This is a genomic window from Frateuria edaphi, from assembly GCF_021117405.1.
Taxonomy (GTDB): Bacteria; Pseudomonadota; Gammaproteobacteria; order Xanthomonadales; family Rhodanobacteraceae; genus Frateuria_A; species Frateuria_A edaphi.
In genome coordinates, this window is the sequence record NZ_CP088251.1 from 323,653 (window position 1) to 345,463 (window position 21,811).

20 protein-coding genes are annotated in these 21,811 nt (G+C 66.6%); 17 read left to right on the forward strand and 3 right to left on the reverse strand.

Going from position 1 to position 21,811, the window contains the following annotated elements:
* Positions 1-50: 50 nt before the first annotated feature.
* The 5 genes from LQ772_RS01475 to LQ772_RS01495 are packed head-to-tail and all read left to right on the forward strand — an operon-like array spanning position 51 to position 3,519.
* The gene (locus LQ772_RS01475) at positions 51-878 is read left to right on the forward strand and encodes an ABC transporter ATP-binding protein (RefSeq protein WP_231323342.1); all 828 of its coding nucleotides are present in this window, start codon (positions 51-53) and stop codon (positions 876-878) included.
* Positions 875-1,645 carry a lipid asymmetry maintenance ABC transporter permease subunit MlaE gene (gene mlaE, locus LQ772_RS01480; protein WP_231323344.1) on the forward strand — a complete coding sequence of 257 codons (771 nt, stop codon included), beginning with the start codon at positions 875-877 and terminating at the stop codon, positions 1,643-1,645. The genes LQ772_RS01475 and mlaE overlap by 4 nt, the downstream gene beginning before the upstream one ends.
* Positions 1,646-1,664: 19 nt before the next feature.
* Entirely contained in the window at positions 1,665-2,525 is an 861-nt protein-coding gene (gene mlaD, locus LQ772_RS01485) for an outer membrane lipid asymmetry maintenance protein MlaD (protein WP_231323346.1), read from the forward strand.
* 26 nt (positions 2,526-2,551) lie between these two features.
* On the forward strand, positions 2,552-3,223 hold the full coding sequence (locus LQ772_RS01490) for an MlaC/ttg2D family ABC transporter substrate-binding protein (RefSeq protein WP_231323348.1): 672 nt from the start codon (positions 2,552-2,554) through the stop codon (positions 3,221-3,223).
* Entirely contained in the window at positions 3,220-3,519 is a 300-nt protein-coding gene (locus tag LQ772_RS01495; RefSeq protein WP_338029234.1) for an STAS domain-containing protein, read from the forward strand. The genes LQ772_RS01490 and LQ772_RS01495 overlap by 4 nt, the downstream gene beginning before the upstream one ends.
* An 82-nt stretch (positions 3,520-3,601) precedes the next feature.
* On the opposite strand, the gene LQ772_RS01500 is transcribed toward LQ772_RS01495, so the two are convergent.
* Positions 3,602-4,432, reverse strand: coding sequence for an MlaA family lipoprotein (locus LQ772_RS01500; RefSeq protein WP_231323350.1), 831 nt, complete (start codon positions 4,430-4,432; stop codon positions 3,602-3,604).
* Between the two features lie 191 nt (positions 4,433-4,623).
* Here LQ772_RS01500 and rpoZ point away from each other — a divergent pair, with 191 nt between their 5' ends.
* The 7 genes from rpoZ to LQ772_RS01535 all read left to right on the forward strand — a co-directional run bounded on the left by rpoZ (position 4,624) and on the right by LQ772_RS01535 (position 12,868).
* On the forward strand, positions 4,624-4,914 hold the full coding sequence (rpoZ, locus tag LQ772_RS01505; protein WP_231323352.1) for a DNA-directed RNA polymerase subunit omega: 291 nt from the start codon (positions 4,624-4,626) through the stop codon (positions 4,912-4,914).
* A 112-nt stretch (positions 4,915-5,026) separates the two neighbouring features.
* Positions 5,027-7,186, forward strand: a complete 2,160-nt coding sequence (locus LQ772_RS01510; RefSeq protein ID WP_231323353.1) for a RelA/SpoT family protein — start codon at positions 5,027-5,029, stop codon at positions 7,184-7,186.
* A gap of 122 nt (positions 7,187-7,308) precedes the next feature.
* Positions 7,309-7,692, forward strand: a complete 384-nt coding sequence (locus LQ772_RS01515) for a RidA family protein (RefSeq protein WP_231323355.1) — start codon at positions 7,309-7,311, stop codon at positions 7,690-7,692.
* A gap of 100 nt (positions 7,693-7,792) precedes the next feature.
* Positions 7,793-9,907 carry an ATP-dependent DNA helicase RecG gene (gene recG, locus LQ772_RS01520; protein WP_231323357.1) on the forward strand — a complete coding sequence of 705 codons (2,115 nt, stop codon included), beginning with the start codon at positions 7,793-7,795 and terminating at the stop codon, positions 9,905-9,907.
* Between the two features lie 129 nt (positions 9,908-10,036).
* Entirely contained in the window at positions 10,037-10,969 is a 933-nt protein-coding gene (locus tag LQ772_RS01525; RefSeq protein WP_231323359.1) for a nucleoside hydrolase, read from the forward strand.
* A gap of 107 nt (positions 10,970-11,076) precedes the next feature.
* The gene (locus LQ772_RS01530; protein WP_231323361.1) at positions 11,077-11,322 is read left to right on the forward strand and encodes a type B 50S ribosomal protein L31; all 246 of its coding nucleotides are present in this window, start codon (positions 11,077-11,079) and stop codon (positions 11,320-11,322) included.
* 250 nt (positions 11,323-11,572) lie between these two features.
* Positions 11,573-12,868 carry a citrate synthase gene (locus tag LQ772_RS01535; protein WP_231323363.1) on the forward strand — a complete coding sequence of 432 codons (1,296 nt, stop codon included), beginning with the start codon at positions 11,573-11,575 and terminating at the stop codon, positions 12,866-12,868.
* Between the two features lie 148 nt (positions 12,869-13,016).
* Here LQ772_RS01535 and LQ772_RS01540 read toward each other — a convergent pair whose 3' ends face one another.
* Together LQ772_RS01540 and LQ772_RS01545 are read right to left on the reverse strand one after the other, a co-directional pair.
* Entirely contained in the window at positions 13,017-13,691 is a 675-nt protein-coding gene (locus tag LQ772_RS01540) for a hypothetical protein (RefSeq protein ID WP_231323365.1), read from the reverse strand.
* Positions 13,692-13,763: 72 nt separating this feature from the next.
* A complete protein-coding gene (locus LQ772_RS01545) occupies positions 13,764-16,295 on the reverse strand; it encodes a penicillin-binding protein 1A (protein ID WP_231323367.1) in 2,532 nt (843 codons plus the stop codon).
* Between the two features lie 251 nt (positions 16,296-16,546).
* Here LQ772_RS01545 and LQ772_RS01550 point away from each other — a divergent pair, with 251 nt between their 5' ends.
* The 5 genes from LQ772_RS01550 to LQ772_RS01570 are packed head-to-tail and all read left to right on the forward strand — an operon-like array spanning position 16,547 to position 21,708.
* Positions 16,547-17,605 carry a pilus assembly protein PilM gene (locus LQ772_RS01550; protein WP_275045769.1) on the forward strand — a complete coding sequence of 353 codons (1,059 nt, stop codon included), beginning with the start codon at positions 16,547-16,549 and terminating at the stop codon, positions 17,603-17,605.
* Complete coding sequence (locus tag LQ772_RS01555) at positions 17,605-18,246, forward strand: PilN domain-containing protein (RefSeq protein WP_231323369.1); 642 nt, start codon at positions 17,605-17,607, stop codon at positions 18,244-18,246. Before LQ772_RS01550 ends, LQ772_RS01555 begins: the two co-directional genes overlap by 1 nt.
* Positions 18,243-18,914, forward strand: coding sequence for a type IV pilus inner membrane component PilO (locus LQ772_RS01560; protein WP_231323371.1), 672 nt, complete (start codon positions 18,243-18,245; stop codon positions 18,912-18,914). Before LQ772_RS01555 ends, LQ772_RS01560 begins: the two co-directional genes overlap by 4 nt.
* The gene (locus tag LQ772_RS01565) at positions 18,911-19,453 is read left to right on the forward strand and encodes a pilus assembly protein PilP (protein ID WP_231323372.1); all 543 of its coding nucleotides are present in this window, start codon (positions 18,911-18,913) and stop codon (positions 19,451-19,453) included. Before LQ772_RS01560 ends, LQ772_RS01565 begins: the two co-directional genes overlap by 4 nt.
* A gap of 53 nt (positions 19,454-19,506) precedes the next feature.
* Entirely contained in the window at positions 19,507-21,708 is a 2,202-nt protein-coding gene (locus LQ772_RS01570) for a type IV pilus secretin PilQ (protein ID WP_231323374.1), read from the forward strand.
* Positions 21,709-21,811: the final 103 nt, after the last annotated feature.

Here is a 21,811-nt window from a genome sequence, read left to right on the forward strand (position 1 = left end):
TGGGCGCGCAGCTTGGCCTGCATCCGACGCTCGGCTACCTTAGTCCGCTTATGACCGCCCCCGCCGCCCTTCCCGAACCGCTGGTGCGCATCCGTGGCCTGACCACGGTGCTCAACGGCAAGACCATCTTCGATGCGCTGGACATGGACATCCCGCGCGGCAAGGTGACGGCCATCATGGGCCCCAGTGGCACCGGCAAGACCACGCTGCTCAAGCACATCACCGGACAGATGCGCGGCGACAGCGGCCAGGTGCTGGTCGATGGCCAGAACGTGCCGGGGCTTTCGCGCGAGAAGCTGTTCGGGCTGCGCGAGAAGATCGGCTACCTGTTCCAGAACTCGGCGCTGCTGACCGACTTCGACGTGTTCGAGAACGTCGCCTTCCCGCTGCGCCAGCACACGAAGCTGCCGGAAGTGCTGATCCGCAACATCGTGCTGACCAAGCTGCAGGCGGTGGGCCTGCGCGGCGCCGCGGGCCTGATGCCGGCCGAGCTCTCCGGCGGCATGGCGCGGCGCGTGGCGCTGGCGCGGGCGATCGTGTTCGATCCGATGCTGATCCTCTACGACGAGCCCTTCGTCGGCCTGGATCCGATCGCGCTGAGCCAGGTGCTCAAGCTCATCCGCACGCTCAACGAAACGCTCGGCATCACCAGCGTGCTGGTGGCGCACGAGCTGGACGCGATCAAGCAGGTGGCCGACCTGGTCTATCTGATCGCCAACGGCAAGGTGGTGGCGCAGGGCGACCCCAAGACCATCGCCGGCGATGGTTCGCCCTGGACCCGCCAGTTCTTCGGCGGCGACATCGACGGTCCGGTGCCGTTCCAGTACCCCGCCGGCGACTACGCGCAGGCGCTGGGCCTGGCCGGAGACAAGGCATGAGCGCGCAGCCGCAACGCAACGTGATCCTCAACGCGCTGGCGCAGATCGGTGAAGCCGGCCTGTTCCTGCTGACCCTGCTGGCGGCGGTGCCGCGCAGCATGAAGCACGCGCGCGAGACGGTGCGCCAGCTGTGGTTCGTCGGTGCGATGAGCCTGACCATCATCATGGTCTGCGGCCTGTTCGTCGGCATGGTGCTGGGGTTGCAGCTCTACTACGTGCTGTCGATCTTCGGCGGCACCGCGGCCAGCGGCACGGTGGTGGCGATCGCGATCTACCGCGAGCTCGGCCCGGTGGTCACCGCGCTGCTGTTCGCCGGTCGCGCCGGCACCTCCATCACGGCCGAGATCGGCCTGATGCGCGCGACCGACCAGTTGGCCGCGATGGAGATGATGGCGGTCGACCCGATCGCGTACGTCGCCGTACCGCGTTACCTCGCCGGGCTGATCGCGATGCCGCTGCTTTGCGCGGTGTTCTGCGCGCTGGGCATCTTCGGCGGCCACCTGGTCGGCGTGACCTGGCTGGGCATCGACAATGGCACGTTCTGGTCGAACATGACCGCCACCGTCGACGTGTGGAAGGACGTGGTCAACGGCATCCTGGTCAAGAGCCTTGCCTTCGGCGCGGTGGTCTCGCTGATTGCCGTCTACCAGGGCTACACCACACCGCCGACGAGCGAGGGCGTGGCCTACGCCACTACCCGCACCGTGGTCGCCTCGTCCATCGCGATCCTTGCGCTGGACTTCGTGCTGACCGCCTTTTTGATGTGATTCCCTGAGGACCTGAGCCGTGAGCCAGAGACATTCCTACGCCGTGGGCACCGGCCTGTTCATCGTGCTCGGCTTTGCCGCGCTGGCTTACCTGGCGACGCAGACCACCTCGGTGGCCAATACGCACCAGGGCGCGAGCTACACGGTCGAGGCGCACTTCGCCAACATCGGACAGCTCAAGGAGCGCGCACCGGTGAAGATCGCCGGCGTGCGCGTGGGCCAGGTGAGCTCGATCGTGCTCGATCCGAAGCAGGAAACCGCCGACGTCAAGCTGTCCATCGACCAGGCGTACAGCCACATTCCGGATGACTCGATAGCGACGATCTTCACCAGCGGCCTGCTCGGCGACCAGTACGTGGGCATCCAGTACGGCAATTCGACGAAGGATCTGGCCGACGGTGGCACGCTGGCACGCACCAAGCCCGCGCAGCAGCTGGAGGAGATGCTCGGCAAGTTCTTCGGCGCCGGCGGCGTGGCCGACAACCTGGGCGGCAGCTACACGGTGAAGGCGCGCTTCAGCAACGTCGGGACGCTCTCGGTCGGTGCCCCGGTGAAGATGGCTGGCGTGGCGATCGGAAGCGTGGCCGCGGTGCACGCTGATCCGGTGAAACTGGACGCCGAAGTGGAGTTGTCGATCGACAAGAAGTACGACCAGATTCCCGACGATTCGGCCGCTGCAGTGTTCACCAGCGGTTTGATCGGCACCCAGTACGTTGCGATCCAGCCCGGCGGCTCGCCGGAGTTCCTGAAGAACGGCGACGAAATGGTGCTGACCCAGTCGGCGATGCAGCTGGAAGACCTGATCGGCAAGTTCCTGGTCAACGGCTCGCCCGCCGAGAAGAAGGACGCCGCCAACGAATCCCCCGCCGGCAAGCAATGAGCCGGTATCCCACAAGGAGTTTCCCCATGTTGCGCACTCTGGCTTTCGCCATGGCCATCGCGTTCGGCACCGTGGCCGCCTCGCCCGTGCTCGCCCAGGACGCGGCCGCACAGGCGCCGGCTTCCCAGCAGAACCCCGAGCAGGTGGTGCAGGAGATTGCCCACCAGCTGGACACCACCATCGCCGGTCACCGTGACGAGCTGAAGAACGACAAGGAAAAGTTGATCTCGGTGATCGACGACGTCTTCCTGCCGCACTTCGACATCGATTACGCCTCGATCCTGGTGCTTGGCCGCCACGCCCGCGAGGCCACGCCCGAGCAGCGCGAACGCTTTGCCAAAGCGTTCTACAACTCGATCACCCACCGTTACGCCGAGGGCCTGCTCAACTACACCAAGGGCGCGGTGCAGGTGCTGCCGTTCAATGGCGACCTGAACGACAAGCGCACCGTGGTGCGCACCCAGGTGGTGCTGGACGACGGCAAGAAGCTCTCGGTCGACTACGCCTTCCGCAAGAGCAAGAACGGCGACTGGAAGGCGTACGACGTGATCATCGAGGGCATCTCCTACGTCACCAACTACCGCAACCAGGTCGACGCGGAGATCCGCAAGGTCGGCATCGAGAAGCTGATCGCCAACCTCGAGAACCAGGGCGAGAAGGCGCTGGAATCGATGGACAAGGACAGCAAGGCCCCGTGAGCGTGCCCGCCTTCCAGCTCCATCGCGAGATGCCGGGCACGCTCGGCGTCAGCGGCGTGCTGAGCTTCGACACCGCCGCCGCCGCGCTGCAGGCGATCGGCGCGGCGCTGGTAGCCGCGCCGGTGACCCGGCTGGACCTGGCCGGCATCGAGCGCGCCGACAGCGCGGGCCTGGCCTGCGTGCTGGCGGCCCAGGCCGAGGCCCGTCGGCTCGGCCGCGAGCTGGTCGTGGAGAACATGCCCGCCGGCATGCGCGCGCTGGCGCAGGTGTGCGAGGTGGAGGCACTGGTCGGCTGAGCTTGCGGTGCAGGCATGAAAAAGGGGCCCGCAGGCCCCTTTTTTGTGTGCTCAAACCAGGCGCCGAAACCGGTCGAGCCGGTTACGGGTGCTTCTGATCGTCGGCCGGATGCTTGTTCTCCCACTGGTGCTGCTCGTCCAGCAACTGCTCCGGGTCGAAGTTGTCGTCGTTCAGGCCCTGCATCTGCTGGATGACCTCGGCCGGCGGGTTGCCGTCGTAGATCTGGTACAGGCGCCGCTGGCGGTACGCGTCGCGCATGAACACGTACGGGTCGTACGCCGACTCCAGGAAGCTCTCCGCATCAATGCCGCGCGAGCGCAGGGTCACCAGGTACATCATCTGCGGCAGGAACTGCTGGCCGTACTTGTAGTCGTGGTTGTGCGCGTAGATCGACAGCGGATCGAAGAAATAGCTGTCCACGGGCATGCGCCACACGTCGCGCACGGTGGTCGGCCCGATCAGCGGCAGCACCAGGTAATCGCCATCGGGCACGCCCCAACGCGCCAGGGTCACGCCGAAATCGTTGTCTTCCAGCGGAATGCCGAGCTGGCTGGCCGGATCGAAAAAGCCGCCCAGGCCCAGCGTCAGGTTGACCAGGAAACGTCCGGTGCTCTGCAGCGCCTGTTTCGGCCGCGCCTGCAGAAGGTCGTTGGCGACCGTGATCGGCATGCGGATGTTGGTAAAGAAGTCGCTGACCGAACGTCGTACCGGCGGGTTGGTGACCTTGCGATAGCCCACCGCCACCGGGCGGATCACCGCCTGGTCCACCGTGTTGTTGAACGTGTAGACCTTGCGGTTGAACTTCTCCAGCGGATCGTCGGTACGCGGCTTGGCAATGGTGCAACCGGCCAGCAGGGCCAGGGCAGCCAGCGGCAACAGGCGGCTGGGCGAGAAACGGAGCAGGGAAAGCATCGGCTGAAGGGATCCGCTACGGGCACCACAAAAGTGTACCGCCTGGTTTTATATTTTTGCAGTCAGGCGGATCGGCGCCGGTCGGTCGGCGATCGAACCGCGCATGATACGCGCATGCCGCATTGCCAGCCAAGCCGGCGCTCGGCTACACTTGCCGGTCTCTAAGTTGCCTTTGTGCTTGAGGATTTCGCATGGCCCGCATTACCGTGGAAGATTGCCTCGAGGTGGTAGACAACCGCTTCGAGCTGGTGCTGATGGCGACCAAGCGCGCCCGCCAGCTGGAGAAGGGCGCCGAGCCGGCGGTCCATCCGGATCACGACAAGCCGACCGTGCTTGCCCTGCGCGAGATCGCCGATCGCCGCATCGACCAGGCCACCATCGACGAGATCGACAAGGCCGAGCGCGAGCGCGCCGAGCGCGAGGCGCTGGAGTGGGCCGCGGCCGAGGTCGACGACGACCTTTCCAAGGGCGGCGACGACTGATGCACGCCGGCGGCTGCCGCTCGCGCAGTCGCCTTGCCGGCATCGCCGGCGCCTTCGCCACACCTGGCCATAACCCGCACGGAAGCACTGTCTGAACGGGGATCGCGAACCCATGACGGCGACCACGCCTTCCGCTCCCGTGGACCCGTCCGTGCTGCCCCCCTACGTGCTGGCGCTCAAGGAGCGCGTTGCCTATCTCCCGGAAGCCCAGGTGGCGCGCGTGCTGCGCGCCTACGAGGTGGGCGCGCATGCGCACCGCGGCCAGGAGCGCAAGAGCGGCGAGCCGTACATCACCCATCCGGTCGCGGTCGCCGGCATCCTGGCGGAGCTCGGCCTGGACGCCGAGACCATCATTTCGGCGATCCTCCACGACACGCTGGAAGACACTGAGCTCAGCCGCGAGGAAATCACGGCGGAGTTCGGCGACGTCGTGGCCGATCTGGTCGATGGCGTCACCAAGCTGGACAAGATGCGTTTCTCCAATCGCCAGGAGGCCGACGCGGAAAGTTTCCGCAAGATGCTGTTGGCGATGGCGCGCGACATCCGCGTGATCCTGATCAAGCTTGCCGATCGCCTGCACAACATGCGTACGCTCGGCGCCAAGGAGCCGTCCGCGCGGCGGCGCATCGCCCGCGAGACGCTGGAGATCTATGCGCCGATCGCCCAGCGCCTGGGCATGAACAAGTTCAAGGCGGAGCTGCAGGACCTGGGCTTTCGCGCGCTTTACCCGGATCGCTACCGCGTCATCAGCGAGCGTATCCGCGCCGCGCTTGGCAACCGCCGCGAAGTGATGAGCAAGATCGAGCACGCGCTCGCCACCCGGCTGGCCGCCGAGCACCTGCCGGCCAAAGTGGTGGGGCGCATCAAGTCGCCGTGGAGCATCTATTCGAAGATGCGCAACGAGCACAAGAGCTTCGCCCAGCTGATGGACGTGTATGGCTTCCGCGTGGTGGTCGACACCGCGATGAGCTGCTACATGGCGCTGGGCGCGGTCCATTCGCTCTACAGCCCGGTCGACCGCCGCTTCAAGGATTTCATCGCGATCCCCAAGGCCAACGGCTACCAGTCGCTGCACACCGTGCTGCTGGGGCCATTTGGCGCGCCGATCGAGGTGCAGGTGCGCACGGCCGAGATGGATTCGGTGGCCGAGCGGGGCGTGGCCGCGCACTGGGCCTACAAGACCGATTCGGGCCCGGCCAACAGCGCGCAGGCACGCGCGCGCGAATGGCTCTCCGCGCTGGCCGACAGCCAGGCGCACACGCCTTCGTCGGCCGAGTTCATCGAGAACGTCAAGATCGACCTGTTCCCGGACGAGGTCTACCTGTTCACGCCGCGTGGCGACATCCTGGCGCTGCCGCGCAACTCCACCGCGCTCGACTTCGCCTACGCCGTGCACACCGATGTCGGTGACCACGCGGTCGCCGCGCGGGTGGACAAGAAGCTGCTGCCGCTGCGCACGCGGCTGGAGTCGGGCCAACTGGTGGAAATCATCACCGCCCCCTCGGCGGTACCCAATCCGGCCTGGCTCGAGTTCGTGGTCACCGGCAAGGCGCGCACCGCGATCCGGCAGTACCTCAAGCACCTGCAGCACGAGGACGCGGTGGACTTCGGCCATCGCATGCTCGACCGCGCGCTGGACGCACTGGGCACCAACATCGACGCAATCCCCGCCAAGGTGCTCGAACGCTTTCTTGAAGAGGCCAAGCTGCGCCGGCTGGAAGAGCTGCTGGCCGACATCGCGCTGGGCAACCGCATGCCCGATCAGGTCGCGCATCATCTGGTCGCGTTGCGTGGTGGCGGTCGCCCGACCGAGGCGCCGCACACGCACGAAAACATACGCATCACCGGTGCCGAGCGCGGCGTGCTGAGCTTCGGCAACTGCTGCCACCCGCTGCCGGGCGACGAGATCATCGGCTATCTGTCTTCGGGCAAGGGCATCGTCGTGCATCGCGTGGAATGCCCCAACGTGGCCGAGTTCCGCAAGTCGCCCGCGCGCTGCGTGGGAATCGAATGGGATCGTGACGTGCAGGGCGATTACCGCGCGGAACTTCGCATCGAAGTCATCAACCGCCCGGGCGTGCTTGCCACCGTGGCCGCCGCCATCGCCGCGGCCGACTCGAACATCGAGAACGTCGAATACGTCGAGCGTGACGCTGCCGCGGCCACCCTGCTGTTCGCGATGGAAGTGAAGAACCGCAAGCACCTGGCCGACGTGATCCGTCGCGTGCGGCGCACTGGCGTGGTGAGCGGGGCCTACCGTTATCCGCTGTAACGCGTAGGGCGGGCTTCCGCCCATCGACCGCCTCGCGCGATGGCCGCTGGGCCGAAGCCTGCCCACTCGCCGGCCACCCCGCACCGCTCTAGACTTGGCCTTCCCCTCTACAAGGCCACGCCATGTCCCGCAGCATCGTCTCCACCGACCAGGCTCCCGCCGCCATCGGTCCCTATTCGCAAGCCGTGCGTGCCGGCAACACCGTGTACTTTTCCGGCCAGATACCGCTGGATCCGGCCAGTGGCAACCTGGTCGAGGGCGACATCGAGACGCAGACCCGTCGCGTGTTCGACAATCTCACGGCGGTAGCCAAGGCAGCCGGCGGCTCGCTGTCGCAGTTCGTGCGGGTGGGTATCTACGTCACCGACCTTGCCAACTTCGCCGCCGTCAATGCCGTGATGGCCGAGTATTTCCAGCAGCCGTACCCGGCGCGTTCCACCATCGAGGTGTCGGCGCTGCCCAAGGGCGCGCAGGTGGAAGTCGACGCGATCATGGTCATGGATTGATCCATCGATCGCATTGCGCCGCGGACTGACCGCCCGGCGCGGCCTGCACCGACATCACCCTGCTGCATCCTGGCGGGGCGCTGGGCTAGGCTAGCGATTCATGCCCGCCCGCAGCGCCAGCGTCGCCACCCCGCCTGCCGCCGATCCCGGCCTGTCGCCGGTCGGTGCGCTGCCGGGCGTCGGTCCGGCGCTGGCCGCCACGCTTGCCAGGCTCGGGCTGGAGCGCGTGCAGGACCTGTGGTTCCACCTGCCGCTGCGCTATGAGGACAAGACCCGCGTGACCGCCATTGGCGACCTGCGGCCTGGCGAACGCGCGCAGGTGCTGGGCATAGTGGAAGCGGTCGAGCGCGGCTTCCGCTACCGTCCACAATTGAAGGTCGCGATCGGTGACGACTCGCGCCAGACCCTGCTGCTGCGCTTCTTCCACTTCAACCGCGCGCAGGCCGAGCAGCTCAAGCCTGGCCAGAAGCTGTTGTGCTACGGCGAGGTACGCCATGGCGCCCAGGGCCTGGAGATGGTGCATCCGCAATATCAGCGCGTGGGCGAGGACCAGGCCGTGGCGGTGGACGAGCGACTGAGCCCGATCTATCCCACCACCGAGGGGCTGGGTCAGAAGCGGCTGGTCGGCGTGATCGACAAGGCGCTGGCGTTGCTGCCGCCGGATGCGGCGCTGGAACTGATTCCACCGTCGCTGTGCGCGACGCACGGGCTGACCTCGCTGCGCGATGCGCTGCTCTATGCACACCGCCCTCCACCGGATGCGCCGCTGACGGACCTCGTCAACGGCCGCCACCCGGCGCAGCAGCGGCTCGCTTTCGAGGAGCTGCTGTCCCAGCACCTGAGCCTCAAGCGCATGCGCGCGGCCGTACGCCGTCGGCGGGCGCCGGAGCTGGATGGGAACGGCGAACTGCGCGGCCGCTTTGTCGGCGGCCTGCCGTTCCGGCTCACGGGCGCGCAGCAGCGCGTCACGCACGACGTGCTTGCCGATATCGCGTGCGCCAAGCCGATGCTGCGGCTGGTGCAGGGCGACGTGGGCAGCGGCAAGACCGCGGTCGCCGCGCTGGCGGCGCTGGCTGCCGTGGAAGCGGGCTGGCAAGTGGCGCTGATGGCGCCGACCGAACTGCTCGCCGAGCAGCACCTGCGCAATTTCCGGCACTGGCTGGAGCCGCTGGGCGTCGCGGTGGAATGGCTCGCTGGCAAGCAGCAGGGCAAGGCTCGCGCGCAGGCACTGGCGCGCGTGGCCGCAGGCGCGTCCGTGGTGATCGGCACGCACGCGCTCATGCAGGAAGGCGTGGCATTCGCCCGCCTGGGCCTGGTCATTGTGGACGAGCAGCATCGCTTCGGGGTGCAGCAGCGGCTGGCACTGCGCGACAAGGGGATGGAAGGCGATCTGGTCCCGCACCAGCTGGTGCTCACCGCCACGCCGATCCCGCGAACGCTGGCGATGAGCGCGTATGCGGACCTGGATGTTTCCTCCATCGACGAATTGCCGCCCGGACGCACGCCCGTGCAGACCGTGGCGGTGTCCAATGCGCGCCGCGCCGAGGTCATCGAACGCATCCACGCCGCGTGCGCGGAAGGGCGACAGGCGTACTGGGTGTGCACGCTGATCGAGGAATCTGAGCAGCTGCGCGCGCAGGCGGCCGAGGTGGCGCATGCGGAGCTTTCCGCGACGCTGGAAGGCTGTCGCGTGGGGTTGGTCCACGGGCGGATGAAGCCGAAGGAAAAGCAGGCGGTGATGGACGCCTTCAAGGCCGGCGAACTCGCCGTGCTGGTCGCCACCACCGTGATCGAGGTGGGCGTGGACGTGCCCAACGCCAGCCTGATGGTGATCGAGAACAGCGAGCGCCTGGGCCTTGCCCAGTTGCACCAGCTGCGCGGGCGCGTGGGCCGCGGCGCGGTCGCTTCCAATTGCGTGTTGCTGTACCAGCCGCCGCTGGGGCAGCTCGCACGCGAGCGCCTCAATGTGATGCGCGAGACCTGCGACGGCTTCCGCATCGCCGAGAAGGATCTCGAGTTGCGCGGCCCTGGCGAAGTGCTCGGCACGCGCCAGACCGGCCAGCTCGCCTTCCGCATCGCCGATCTTGCGCGTGACGCACACCTGCTGCCGGCAGTGCAGCAGGTCGGCGAAGCGATGTTGCGCCAGCACCCGCACGCGGCCGAACGGCTGATCGAACGGTGGATTGGCGCCGCTGCGCGCTACGCGCACGCCTGAGGCCTCTTCGGGGAAGCGGTCTGCAGGCGATGCTTATCGGCTTCGCGAAGGAGTGTCGCCACGCGGGCGGGCTTCCGCAAAAATCGAAAGCCCCGATCCCCTAAGCTATGGTTTTGCCGCAGGCTCCGCATGACCCGACCGCAACTCCTGATCGATACCGACCCCGGCGTGGATGACGCGCTGGCTATCCTGATGGCTCATGCGCACGCCGATGTCGCCGGACTCTCCATTGCGGCGGGCAACGTCGGCCTTGACCACACGGTGCGCAACGCGCGCGTGCTGGTCGATCTGCTCGGCGCCGCGACGCCGGTGTTCCCGGGCTGTGCCACGCCGCTGGTGCGCCTGCCGGAAGAGGATGCCGCCTTCGTGCACGGTCGCGACGGTTTCGGCGACGTGGGCTTTCCGCAGCCCGCGGCCACTGCGGAAGACGAGGCGGCCGCGCTGGCACTGCTGCGGCTGACCCGCGAGCGGCCCGGCGAACTGACCTTGGTCGCGCTGGCGCCGCTGACCAACGTGGCGCTGGCGCTGCGGCTGGACCCGACCCTGCCGCAACGGGTCAAGCGACTGGTGGTGATGGGCGGCGCGGTGACCGGGCAGGGCAATACCAGTCGCGTGCCGGCCGAATTCAACATCGGTTTCGATCCGGAGGCCGCGCACGTGGTGTTCGAAGCGTTCGCGGATTTCGATTTGGTCGACTGGGAGCTGACCCTGCGCCACGCCTTCGACGAGGATGCCTTCGATGGCTGGCTCGCCGCAGGCGACCAGCGCGCGGCGTTTTACGGCAACATTTGCCAGGTGGCTCGAAAGACCAATCGCGAGCGTGGCCGGCGCGGGATCATCGCCGCCGACGCGCTGGCGATGGCGGTAGCAATCGATCCGGCGGTGGTGGTGCGCAGCGAGCGGCGTGCGGTAGCGGTGGAACTTGACGGCCGGCTGACCCGCGGCGCCACCGTGGTGGACTGGGCCGGCCGGTTGGGCCGCCCGGCCAACGCCAACGTGGCGCTGGAACTGGATCAGGATCGGTTCGCGGCGATGGTTCGGCGGGCGCTCGGCGCCAGCTGAAGCGCTCCGCGATATTCGGCCGTTCCCCGTCACCTTGGGTCAAGTTGACCGTGCCGTCACCCGGCAGCTACAATGCCGCTCTTTTCACCCGCCGCTTTGAGCCCGTCATGAAGCCCGATATCCATCCCAACTACCGTCCGGTCGTTTTCCAGGACCTGTCGTCCGAGTTCGCGTTCCTGACGCGTTCGACGATCGCCACCAAGGAAACCGTCAAGTGGGAAGACGGCAACGAGTACCCGCTGGTCAAGGTGGATATCTCCAGCCAGTCGCACCCGTTCTACACCGGCAAGCAGAAGACCCTCGACGTGGGCGGCCGCGTGGACAAGTTCCGCCGCCGTTACGGCCAGAAGTAAGCGAAGGTCGCTGCACGCCCGCCGCCGCGGCGGTGGCGGGTCTGACATTCCAGGACACGGGGCGGGCCACTGGCTCGCCCCGTGTCCTTTTGCGTGTCCGTACGGTCCATCCGCGGGCGGATGTGCGCCGGCCGATGTGCGATAATGCGCCGGTTGCATCGGCCGCTTTCCCCAAGCGCGATGCCATTCCCTTGCCGGGCGGTGCCTTTTCGCGGACGCCTCCGGTACGTCTTTAGAGAAGGAGGTTCCCGTGTCCGATTCCAAGGTCGTCAAGCTCGTCGATGAATCGAGCAACCGCAGCGCCGAGCTGCCCCTGCTGAGCGGCACGCTGGGGCCCTCGTGCATCGACCTTGGCACGCTGTACAAGGACACCGGCCACTTCACGTACGACCCGGGCTTCGGTTCGACCGCCAGCACCAAGAGCGCGATCACCTACATCGACGGCGACAAGGGTGTGCTGCTGTACCGCGGCTATCCGATCGAGCAGTTGGCCGAGAAGTCGACGTTCCTGGAGGTGGCCTACCTGCTGCTCAACGGCGAACTGCCGAAGAAGGACGATTTCGCGTCCTTCGAGCACCAGATCACGCATCACACGATGATGCACGAGTCGCTGAAGAACTTCTTCCAGGGCTTCCACCACGACGCGCACCCGATGGCCATGCTTGCCGCCTCGGTCGCATCGCTCTCGGCGTTCTACCACGACGACCTCAACGTCGATGATCCGGCCGACCGCAAGCTCGCCGCGATTCGCCTGATCGCCAAGATGCCCACGATTGCCGCGGCCTGCTACCGCTATTCGATCGGCTGGCCGTTCCGTTATCCGCGCAACAACCTCGAGTACGTCGAGCGCTTCCTGCACATGATGTTCGAGGTGCCGAGCGAACCGCTGCAGCTCAACCCGGTGGCTGCCAAGGCACTGGACCTGCTGTTCATCCTGCACGCCGACCACGAGCAGAACGCCTCCACCTCGACCGTGCGCCTGGTCGGTTCCACAGGCGCCAACCCGTACGCGTCCATCGCCGCGGGCATCACCGCGTTGTGGGGCCCGGCCCATGGCGGCGCCAACGAGGCGGTGTTGGAGATGCTGCAGGAGATCGGCACGCCCGATCGGGTCGACACCGCGGTCAAGCGCGCCAAGGACAAGAACGACAACTTCCGCCTGATGGGCTTCGGCCACCGCGTCTACAAGAACTTCGATCCCCGCGCCAAGATCATCCGCGAGATGTGCCACAAGGTGCTCGCCGAGCTGGGCGTCAACGACCCGCTGCTCGACGTGGCGATGAAGCTGGAAGAGGCGGCGCTGAAGGACGACTACTTCGTCGAGCGCAAGCTGTACCCGAACGTCGACTTCTACTCGGGCATCATCTACAAGGCGCTGGGCATTCCGACCGAGATGTTCACCGTGATGTTCGCCATCGCGCGCACGGCCGGCTGGATCTCGCACTGGATCGAACAGCACGAGACCCCGGGCTCGCGCATCGGCCGCCCGCGCCAGATCTATACTGGCGCCGACGTGCGCGATTACACGGCGCTCGACAAGCGCTGATCAACGCGTTTTGCCGACACGAAACGCCCCGGCATGCCGGGGCGTTCTTCGTTTGCGTTGACTGGCAGGAGCCCAGCTGTGCGCGACCGCGCGGCCGACAGGCACGTGGCGGTCGCGCTCAGGTGCGCTGCGCCGCGATGTGAGGTGCTCAGCGGCGAACCGCGGCCAGCATGCGTTCGAACTCGTCTTCGGCGGTAGGCTCGGCCAGCAATTCCTCGACCGCGCCCAACGAAGCGCGTCGCATCGGCTTCTCGTCGATGCGATCCAACGGTGCCTGGCGCAAGGCATCGCGCGGCATCACGGTGAGGTCGAAGGGCAGTCCGTCGGCGGCGAACAACAGCACCGGATAGTCGGCCTGCTCCTCGCGATCCAGGCGCAGCCGACGGGTCTGCACTTCCGCCGGCACGCCATGCTCGTGCAGGAACAGCATCACCGCATCGGGATCATCGCTGAATACGTGAAGGCAGACGGCCGAATGCGCGTCCGCCGTACCCTCGAGCACCGGGCCGACCAGCCGTGGGTCGAAGCGTCCAAGAAAGCGCATCGCTTCCAGCGCGGCTTCGCGCCGTGCCTTCAGCTGCTGCGGCTGGCTGTCCGCGTCGAACAGACGCTGGCGCTCGCGCAGTGCGTCTTCGATTTCCTGGTTGCGCGGCAACGCCTGAGCGTCGTGGATGCCCAGCCGCTCGGCGGCCTTGAGCTTGGCGTGGTGGAAGTCGCGGATGCCGTGCTCGCTCATCAGCCGGGCGGCCTCCTGGGCCACGCGCAGCCGGTTGCGCTGCTGGCGGTCCTGGGCATGGATGCGATGGTGATCGCCGCGTGCCATGTCGTTCCTCCGTGGGGCCGGATCGGCAGCAAAGCCGATCCGGCGTGAGCGGTGCGTCGCCGCAAATGGCCGTCAGAAGATGTCGTACGGGTGTTGCTCGTCCTGGTTCTGCTGCTGCTGCGCCGCCTGGGCGCGAAGGCGGTCGACGTCTTCGACCTTGAGGATCTCGCTCATCGCGTTGGGATCGTTGGGGGCCGTGGGCAGGCCGCTCTGGCGGTTGATCTGCACGGTGGCGATACCTGGCGGCATCGGCAAGGCGTTGGACGGCATGTCCTTGAGCACCGTGCCCATGTACCCCATCCAGATCGGTAGCGCGGCCTGTGCGCCGAATTCGCCGACACCGTTGGCGCGACCGAGCGAGCTGAAATCGTCGAAGCCGACCCACACCGACGTCGAGACGTCGCCGTTGAAGCCGACGAACCAGGCGTCGCGGTGGTCGTTGGTCGAGCCGGTCTTGCCGGCCAGGTCATCGCGGCCCAGCGCCTTGGCCGCATAACCGGTGCCGCGCAGGATCACGTCTTTCATCAGCGAGGTGATCAGGTAGTCGTTGCGTACATCGATCACCTGAGGCGCGAGCAACGGCGGGTGTGCGCCCTCGCCATGGGCGTCGGCCGGCAGCACGGCATCGCCCACGCCCGCCACCGTGCTGGCACCGGCCGGCACCGCGGCGATCGCGTTTGCCGGGTGTCCGCCGATGTCCGCTGGCGGTGGGCCAGGCGGGCGGGTGTCGAGCAGGCGCTCCTGGCAAGTGCGGCAGGCGCGGGTCGGGTTGGCGACATAGACCGGCTTGCCGTCGCGGCCATCGATCTCCTTGATGAAGTAAGGCGAGACGAGGTAGCCGCCGTTGGCGAACACCGCGTAGCCGCGCGCCATGCCCATCGGCGAGACCGACGCGGTGCCCAGCGCCAGCGACAGGTTTTTCGGCAACGCATCGGGCGGGAAGCCGAAGCGCGTGATGTAGTCGCGTGCGAAGCGCACGCCGATGGCGTCGAGCAGGCGCACCGAGACCAGGTTCTTCGACTCGACCAGCGCTTCGCGAAGGCGCATCGGACCGTCGAACTTGCCGTCGTCGTTCTCCGGCGTCCACAGTCCGTTGGGCTTGGAAGGATCGGGCAGGGCGAGCGGCGCGTCGTTGACGATCGAGGCCGGGGTGAAGCCGCGCTCGAACGCCGCCGAATAAAGGTACGGCTTGAAGCTGGAGCCGGGCTGGCGAGCAGCCATCACCGCGCGATTGAACTTGCTGCGCAGGAAGCTGTAGCCGCCAACCAGCGCCTGCACCGAGCCGTCTTCCGGGTTCACCGAAACCAGCGCGCCCTGCACCTTGGGGAGCTGGGCCAGTTCCCAGTCGCCCTTGTCGTTGCGCGCCACGCGCACGATGTCGCCGCGCTTGAGTACATCGTCGACGCTCTTGGGCGTCGCGCCAGTGTGGTTCTCGTTGCGATAGGGGCGCGCCCACGCGACCGCTTCGAGGCCCAGTTCCACCGTTTGCCGGCTGGCCAGGTAAAGCGTGGCCTTGCCGTCGCCCACGGCAGTGACGATCGCCGGCTGCATGCCGGAGATGTCGGTATACCCGGAGAGCAGTCGGTCCAGATCGTCGTTGCCTGCGTCGGGCGCCAACGCCTGGTGTGCCTCGGGACCGCGCCAGCCGTGGCGGCGGTCGTAGGCGACCAGGCCGTCGCGCATGGCTTCCACCGCCGCCTGCTGCCGGGCGCTGGTGACGGTCGTGCGGACCACGTAGCCTTCGGTCAGTGCGTCATTGCCGAGCCGGTCGAGCGCCTGCAGGCGCACCATCTCGGCGAGGTACGGCGCATCCACCTCGATCGGCTGTTCGTGCGGGAAGGCGTTGTTCGGCTCGTGCACCGCCTGTTCGTACTCGGCCTGGCTGATGTAGCGGTGTTCCTGCATCTGGCCGAGCACCCAGTTGCGGCGCGCCAGCATGCGCTGGGGGCTGTTGATGGGATTGACCAGCGAGGGCAACTGGAAGGTCGAGGCGATGGTCGCGCACTGGGCGATCGTCAGCTGGTCCAGCGTCTTGCCGTAGTAGTACTCGGCGGCGGCCGCCACACCGTAGGAGCGGTGGCCCAGGAACATCTTGTTGAGGTAGAGCTCCAGGATCTGGTCCTTGGTCAGCTCGTTCTCCATGCGCAGCGCGATGAAGATTTCGATCAGCTTGCGCGAGTAAAGCTTCTCCGGACTCAGGAAGAAGTTGCGCGCCACCTGCTGGGTGATGGTCGAGCCGCCCGAACCCTTGTCGCCGCCGGAGATGATCACGTGCCAGCCGGCGCGCGCGATGCCGTGCCAGTCCACGCCCGGGTGGTTGTAGAAATCGGCATCCTCGGCCGCCAGCACCGCGTGCTTGAGCTTGTCCGGCACGTTGGCGATGTCGACCGGGATGCGCCGGGTCTCGCCGAACGTGGCGATCAGCTTGCCGTCGGCGCTGAGCACCCGCAGCGGCACCTGCATGTGGTAGTCCTTCAGCACCGCCACCGAAGGCAGGCGAGGGGAAACCAGCCAGTAGGCGACTCCTACGGCGGCGATGGCCAGGAACACACCGGTGAAGGCCAGGATCAAGGCCCAGCGCAGCAGACGCTTAAAAATTTGCATGGTTTGGAAGAGCGAGACTCAAGTCAAAACACTGTCGAGTATAGATGTTGCACTATCGATCGCCCGCCCGAACCGGGGCTGGATCGCGAAAACGGCCCACCAGGGGCGGTGTCAACCAAATGTGCAGGCCATCACGCCATTTTGTTGAGAAAGTTGCCGTAGGCCGTTGCCATAGCGTTAATTTTTCGATCTAATGCCTTCGCGCATCCGCCGGTTTCCGGCCCGGACGCCAGGGGCCAAGGGGGAAAATCGTGGGTCTGTTTACACCCAAGAAGCCGTCGCTGATCGGCGTCGACATCAGTTCGACCGCGGTCAAGCTGCTACAGCTGAGCCAGGCCGGTGGCCGTTATCGCGTGGAGCACTACGCGGTCGAGCCACTGCCCCCCAACGCCGTGGTCGAGAAGAACATCGTCGAGGTCGAGGCGGTGGGCGAGGCGATCCGACGGGCGTTGGCGCGGTCCGGTTCCAAACTCAAGCACGCTTCGGCGGCGGTGGCCGGCTCGGCCGTGATCACGCGCATCGTGCCGATGTCCGGGGATCTTTCCGAGGAAGACCTCGAGGGCCAGATCCAGGTCGAGGCCAACCAGTACATTCCCTACCCGATCGACGAGGTCAGCCTCGATTTCGAGGTAATGGGGCCGGTGCGCGACAACCCGGACATGAACAACGTCCTGCTGGCCGCCTCGCGCACCGAGAACGTGGACATGCGCGTCGCCGCGCTGGACCTGGGTGGCCTCGCCGCCAAGGTGATCGACGTGGAAGCCTTCGCGATGGAGAACGCCTTCGCGATGCTGGTCGACCAGCTCAACGTCAGCCGCGATGCGCTGGTCGCCGTGGTCGACATCGGAGCCACCATGACCACGCTGTCGGTGCTGCGCCACCAGCGCACCATCTATTCGCGCGAACAGGTCTTCGGCGGCAAACAGCTCACTGACGAAATCATGCGTCGCTACGGCCTCTCCTACGAGGAGGCCGGTCGCGCCAAACGCAAGGGCGGCCTGCCCGAGTCCTACGAGACCGAGGCGCTGGAGCCGTTCAAGGAAGCGTTGATCCAGCAGATCAGCCGCCTGCTGCAGTTCTTCTTCGCCGGCAGCGAGTACAGCAAGGTCGACCAGGTGGTGCTGGCCGGCGGTTGCGCCTCGATCGAGGGCCTCTGCCCGATGCTGGAGGAACAGCTGGGCGTGCCGTGCATGGTGGCCAATCCGCTGGCGCGCATGTCGCTGGCGCCCAAGGTGCAGGCGCAATCGCTGGCGCAGGATGCCCCCGCGCTGATGATCGCCGTCGGCCTGGCGCTCAGGAGTTTCGACTGATGGCACACATCAACCTCCTTCCCTGGCGTGCCGAACGGCGCAAGCAGCGCGAGCGCGAATTCTTCATGCAGCTCGGCGCGGCCTTCGGGGCGGCGCTGTTGGCGTTGTTCCTGTGGTCGTTCTGGATGGGCATGCGCATCGACAACCAGAACGAGCGCAACGCCTACCTGCAGGGCGAGATCAAGCAACTGGATGAGCGCATCGCCAAGATCAAGGACCTGGAGAACGTCCGCCAGCGCCTGCTCGCCCGCAAGCAGATCATCGAGCAGTTGCAGGCCAACCGCTCGCAGATGGTCCACCTGTTCGACGAACTGGTGAAGACGATCCCGGCCAGCGTGCGCCTGACGAGCATGAAGCAGAACTCGGATTCGATGGTGCTCTCCGGCGTGGCCCAGTCCAACGCCAGCGTGGCCGAATACATGCGCAACCTCGATGGCTCGCCCTGGATGGGAAATGCCGACCTGGACAAGACGCAGATCCAGTACCGCGCCGGGCGCATGCCTTACACGTTCGGCCTGCGCGTCAAGCTGAGCCAGCCCAATGCGGAGGAGCCGGGCAAGACGCCAGTGCTGCTGGATGACAGTGGCACGCCCTCGAGGGGATCCTCGGCTTCGGCCGTTAGCGGGGGGGCTGGCAAATGAAGTTCTTCGATGAATTGCGCAGCCTGGACCGCAACAACATCGGTGGCTGGTCCCGGTCGGTCAAGATCTTCTTCACCGTGCTGGTCTTCCTGATCGTGATGTTCCTGGGCTGGTACCTGCACGTCAGCGACCAGCAGGACACGCTGGCGAGCCTGGCTTCCAAGGAGGTCTCGCTCAAGCAGGAATTCACCCAGAAGCAGGCCAAGGCGGTCAATCTCGAGGCGTTGCAACAGCAGCTCGACGAGATGCAGGACATGCTGCGCCAGCTGTTGCGCCAGCTGCCCAGCAAGACCGAGATGCCGGAGCTGCTGGTGGACATTTCGCAGACCGCGCTGGCGGCGGGCCTGGAGATCCAGGTGTTCGATCCCGGCACCGAGAAACCCAAGGATTTCTACGCCGAGGAGCCGATCGAGCTGAAGATGGTCGGCACCTACCACCAGTTCGGCAATTTCATCAGCGGCGTGGCCTCGCTGCCGCGCGTGGTGATCCTCACGATGCATGACGTTTCGCTGTCCACCCAGCTTCCGGTCGGTCCCAACGGGGAACCGCCGGCCGGCGGCCAGCTCGTGCTGCAGGGCACGGTCAAGACTTACCGCTACCTGGAAGACAACGAGAGCGCCGAGAGCAAGGCCACGAAGGGCAAGGGCAAGGCGAGGGGGCGCAAATGAGCAGCTTGAATGCCGTCAGGCCCGCCCGCGTGGCGCGGCTGCTGTTGATGCTCGCCGCGCTTGCGCTGCTGGCCGGCTGCACCCGCGGCATGTCCGACCTGCGTGACTGGGTCGCCCAGGAAAAGAGCAAGAAGGGTGCGCCGATCCCCCCCTTGCCGGTCATCAAGACGTTCGAAACCTTCCAGTATTCGGACGAGGGCAAGCGCGACCCGTTCAGCGCGAGCACCGCCGAGACGCAGCCCAGTGGTCCGTCCAACGGCCCGCGTCCGGACGAGGGCCGCCCCAAAGAGCCACTTGAGATGTTCGCGCTGGACAGCCTGAAGATGGTGGGCACGGTCGGCAACGGCGCCGGCATCGAGGCGCTGGTGAAGGACCCCGGTGGCGTTATCCATCGCGTCCACGTCAATGAATACATGGGACAGAACTACGGTCGGGTCACCGACATCGCGGAAGACCACGTCGACCTGGTCGAACTGGTCTCCAATGGCAATGGCGGCTGGATGGAACGTTCGGCCAGCATCGGGCTCGGCGACAAATGAACACAGGGGCTGACGCAATGAGCAACCACATCCAACCTGTCCGGGGCCGAGCCATGCGCCAAGCACGCCGCTGCCTGTTGACGGGCCTGCTGATGGCCGCAGCCGCATGGGCGGGCGATGCCATGGCGGCCACCAACACGCTCAAGGGGATCAGTTACGACACGTTGCCGGGGGGCAAGGTCGAACTGCACATGAATTTCGCTGGCGGCCCGCCGCCGCAGCCGCGCATCTTCACCACCGGCAATCCGCCGCGCATCGCGGTCGATTTCGCTGACACGACCAACGCGGCTCCTCGTCATCTGGACATCGGCAAGGGCTCGACCTCCGGCGTGTCGGCGGTTTCCGCCGGCGGTCGCACCCGCGTGGTGGTCGAACTGATGCGCGATGCCTCGTATGACACGCGCGTGGACGGCAACGACCTGGTGATGACCGTCGACAACGGCACCGCGGCGCAGACCACCACCACCGCCTCGACGATCGACCCGACCAAGGCGCTGCCTTCGAGCATGAACGGCCCGTCGGTATCCGGCATCGACTTCCGTCGTGGTCCGAACGGCGAAGGCCGCGTGCTGGTCGGCTTCACCGGCGCTGGCGCGGATGTGGACATGCACCGCGAGGGCGACAAGCTCATCGTCAACCTGAGCCACGTGAAGCTGCCGGCCGAACAGGCCCAGCGCCTGGATGTGCTCGATTTCGCCACGCCGGTGCAGTCGATCACCACCCGCGCCGGGATGGGCGGCGGTGCGCACATGGAGATCGGCCTGAAGGGCAACGTGGAGACCTCCTCCTACCAGACCGCCGACCAGTACGTGGTCGAGGTTGCGCCCAAGAAGGATGCCGCGACCGCCGACGGCAAGCTGGCCAAGGGCCAGCCGCCGGCCTACAACGGCACCCGCGTGACTTTCAACTTCCAGGACATCCCGGTGCGAGCCGCGCTGCAGTTCATCGCGGAAATGTCCAAGAAGAACCTGGTCGTGGCCGACAGCGTGGGTGGCAGCGTCACCCTGCGGCTGGTGAACGTGCCGTGGGACCAGGCGCTGGACGTGATCCTGCGTGCCAAGGGGCTGGACAAGCGTAGTGACGGCAACGTCATCTGGATCGCTCCGCAGCAGGAACTGGCCAATTACGAGCAGAACCTGGCCGAGGCGCGCCTTAAGGCCGAGGACACCGCCGAACTCGTCACCGACTACGTGCCGATCAGCTATGGCAAGGCGGCCGACATCGCGAAGCTGCTGACCACTGGCAGCAAGAGCGCTGCTGGCGGCGGCGGTGGTGGTGGCGGCAGCCACGGTTTCCTGTCGCCGCGCGGTAGCGTGTCGTTCGACGAGCGCACCAATACCCTGCTACTGAACGAAACGCCGGACAAGATCCGCGAGCTGCGCGAGCTGATCGGCGTGCTCGACCGGCCGGTCCAGCAGGTGCTGATCGAGTCGCGTATCGTGGTGGCCACCGACGACTTCACCCGCGAGTTGGGCGTGAAGTGGGGCGTGCAGGCTCTGCACACCACCAGCGGCGGCAACGTGATCACCACCGCTCCGCAGGGCGGCGCCAACGGTGCGGGCAGCCTGGCCATCGAGCGCGCCAACAACAATGCCGGCACGGGCAACGCCTCGGGCGTGACCACCTACCAGACCGGCGCGGGCGGCTTCAACGTCAACCTGCCGGCCGCCAATCCGATGGGCAGCTTCGGCCTGGCGATCCTGGGCGCGAACTACCTGGTCGACCTGGAGCTCTCGGCCGCGCAGACCGAAGGCCGTGGCGAGGTCATCTCCAGCCCGCGTGTGATCACCGCCAACCAGCAGGAAGCGGTGATCCGCCAGGGCCAGCAGATCGGCTACGTGACCTACCAGAACAGCGCCACCGGCTCGGCCGGCAGCGGCACCGCCACGGTGCAGTTCAAGGACGCCGTGCTGGAGCTGCGCGTGACCCCGACGATTACCGCCGACAGCCGTGTGTACCTGAAGATCAACGTCAAGAAGGACGCGCTGGCCAAGTTCATCGATGCGCCGGGCAGCGGCCAGGTGCCGCAGATCGACACCCGCGAAATCAACACCTCGGTGCTGGTGGACAACGGCCAGACGGTCGTGCTTGGCGGCATCTACGAGATCACCAAGGCCAACACCATCAGCAAGGTGCCAGGCCTGGGCGACATTCCCGGCTTGGGCGCTCTGTTCCGCAAGACGGTCAAGAACAATAGCAAGGCGGAACTGTTGATCTTCGTGACGCCGCGCATCCTCAGCGAAACGCTGCAGTAAGCGCACGACGCAACGGAACAGGGGCGGCTTCGGCCGCCCTTTTTCTTTTGCGGGCCGATGCAGGCGCGACCATGCGGTCCGGCACACGCGGCCCTTGCATGTA

Coding starts and splice junctions, on each gene's coding strand:
- LQ772_RS01555 (WP_231323369.1), top strand. CDS start 17,605: ATGGCACACATCAACCTCCTTCCCTGGCGTGCCGAACGGCGCAAGCAG.
- LQ772_RS01525 (WP_231323359.1), top strand. CDS start 10,037: ATGACCCGACCGCAACTCCTGATCGATACCGACCCCGGCGTGGATGAC.
- LQ772_RS01545 (WP_231323367.1), bottom strand. CDS start 16,295: ATGCAAATTTTTAAGCGTCTGCTGCGCTGGGCCTTGATCCTGGCCTTC.
- LQ772_RS01570 (WP_231323374.1), top strand. CDS start 19,507: ATGCGCCAAGCACGCCGCTGCCTGTTGACGGGCCTGCTGATGGCCGCA.
- LQ772_RS01515 (WP_231323355.1), top strand. CDS start 7,309: ATGTCCCGCAGCATCGTCTCCACCGACCAGGCTCCCGCCGCCATCGGT.
- mlaE (WP_231323344.1), top strand. CDS start 875: ATGAGCGCGCAGCCGCAACGCAACGTGATCCTCAACGCGCTGGCGCAG.
- LQ772_RS01490 (WP_231323348.1), top strand. CDS start 2,552: ATGTTGCGCACTCTGGCTTTCGCCATGGCCATCGCGTTCGGCACCGTG.
- LQ772_RS01560 (WP_231323371.1), top strand. CDS start 18,243: ATGAAGTTCTTCGATGAATTGCGCAGCCTGGACCGCAACAACATCGGT.
- recG (WP_231323357.1), top strand. CDS start 7,793: ATGCCCGCCCGCAGCGCCAGCGTCGCCACCCCGCCTGCCGCCGATCCC.
- LQ772_RS01530 (WP_231323361.1), top strand. CDS start 11,077: ATGAAGCCCGATATCCATCCCAACTACCGTCCGGTCGTTTTCCAGGAC.
- LQ772_RS01475 (WP_231323342.1), top strand. CDS start 51: ATGACCGCCCCCGCCGCCCTTCCCGAACCGCTGGTGCGCATCCGTGGC.
- rpoZ (WP_231323352.1), top strand. CDS start 4,624: ATGGCCCGCATTACCGTGGAAGATTGCCTCGAGGTGGTAGACAACCGC.
- LQ772_RS01540 (WP_231323365.1), bottom strand. CDS start 13,691: ATGGCACGCGGCGATCACCATCGCATCCATGCCCAGGACCGCCAGCAG.
- LQ772_RS01565 (WP_231323372.1), top strand. CDS start 18,911: ATGAGCAGCTTGAATGCCGTCAGGCCCGCCCGCGTGGCGCGGCTGCTG.
- LQ772_RS01510 (WP_231323353.1), top strand. CDS start 5,027: ATGACGGCGACCACGCCTTCCGCTCCCGTGGACCCGTCCGTGCTGCCC.
- LQ772_RS01500 (WP_231323350.1), bottom strand. CDS start 4,432: ATGCTTTCCCTGCTCCGTTTCTCGCCCAGCCGCCTGTTGCCGCTGGCT.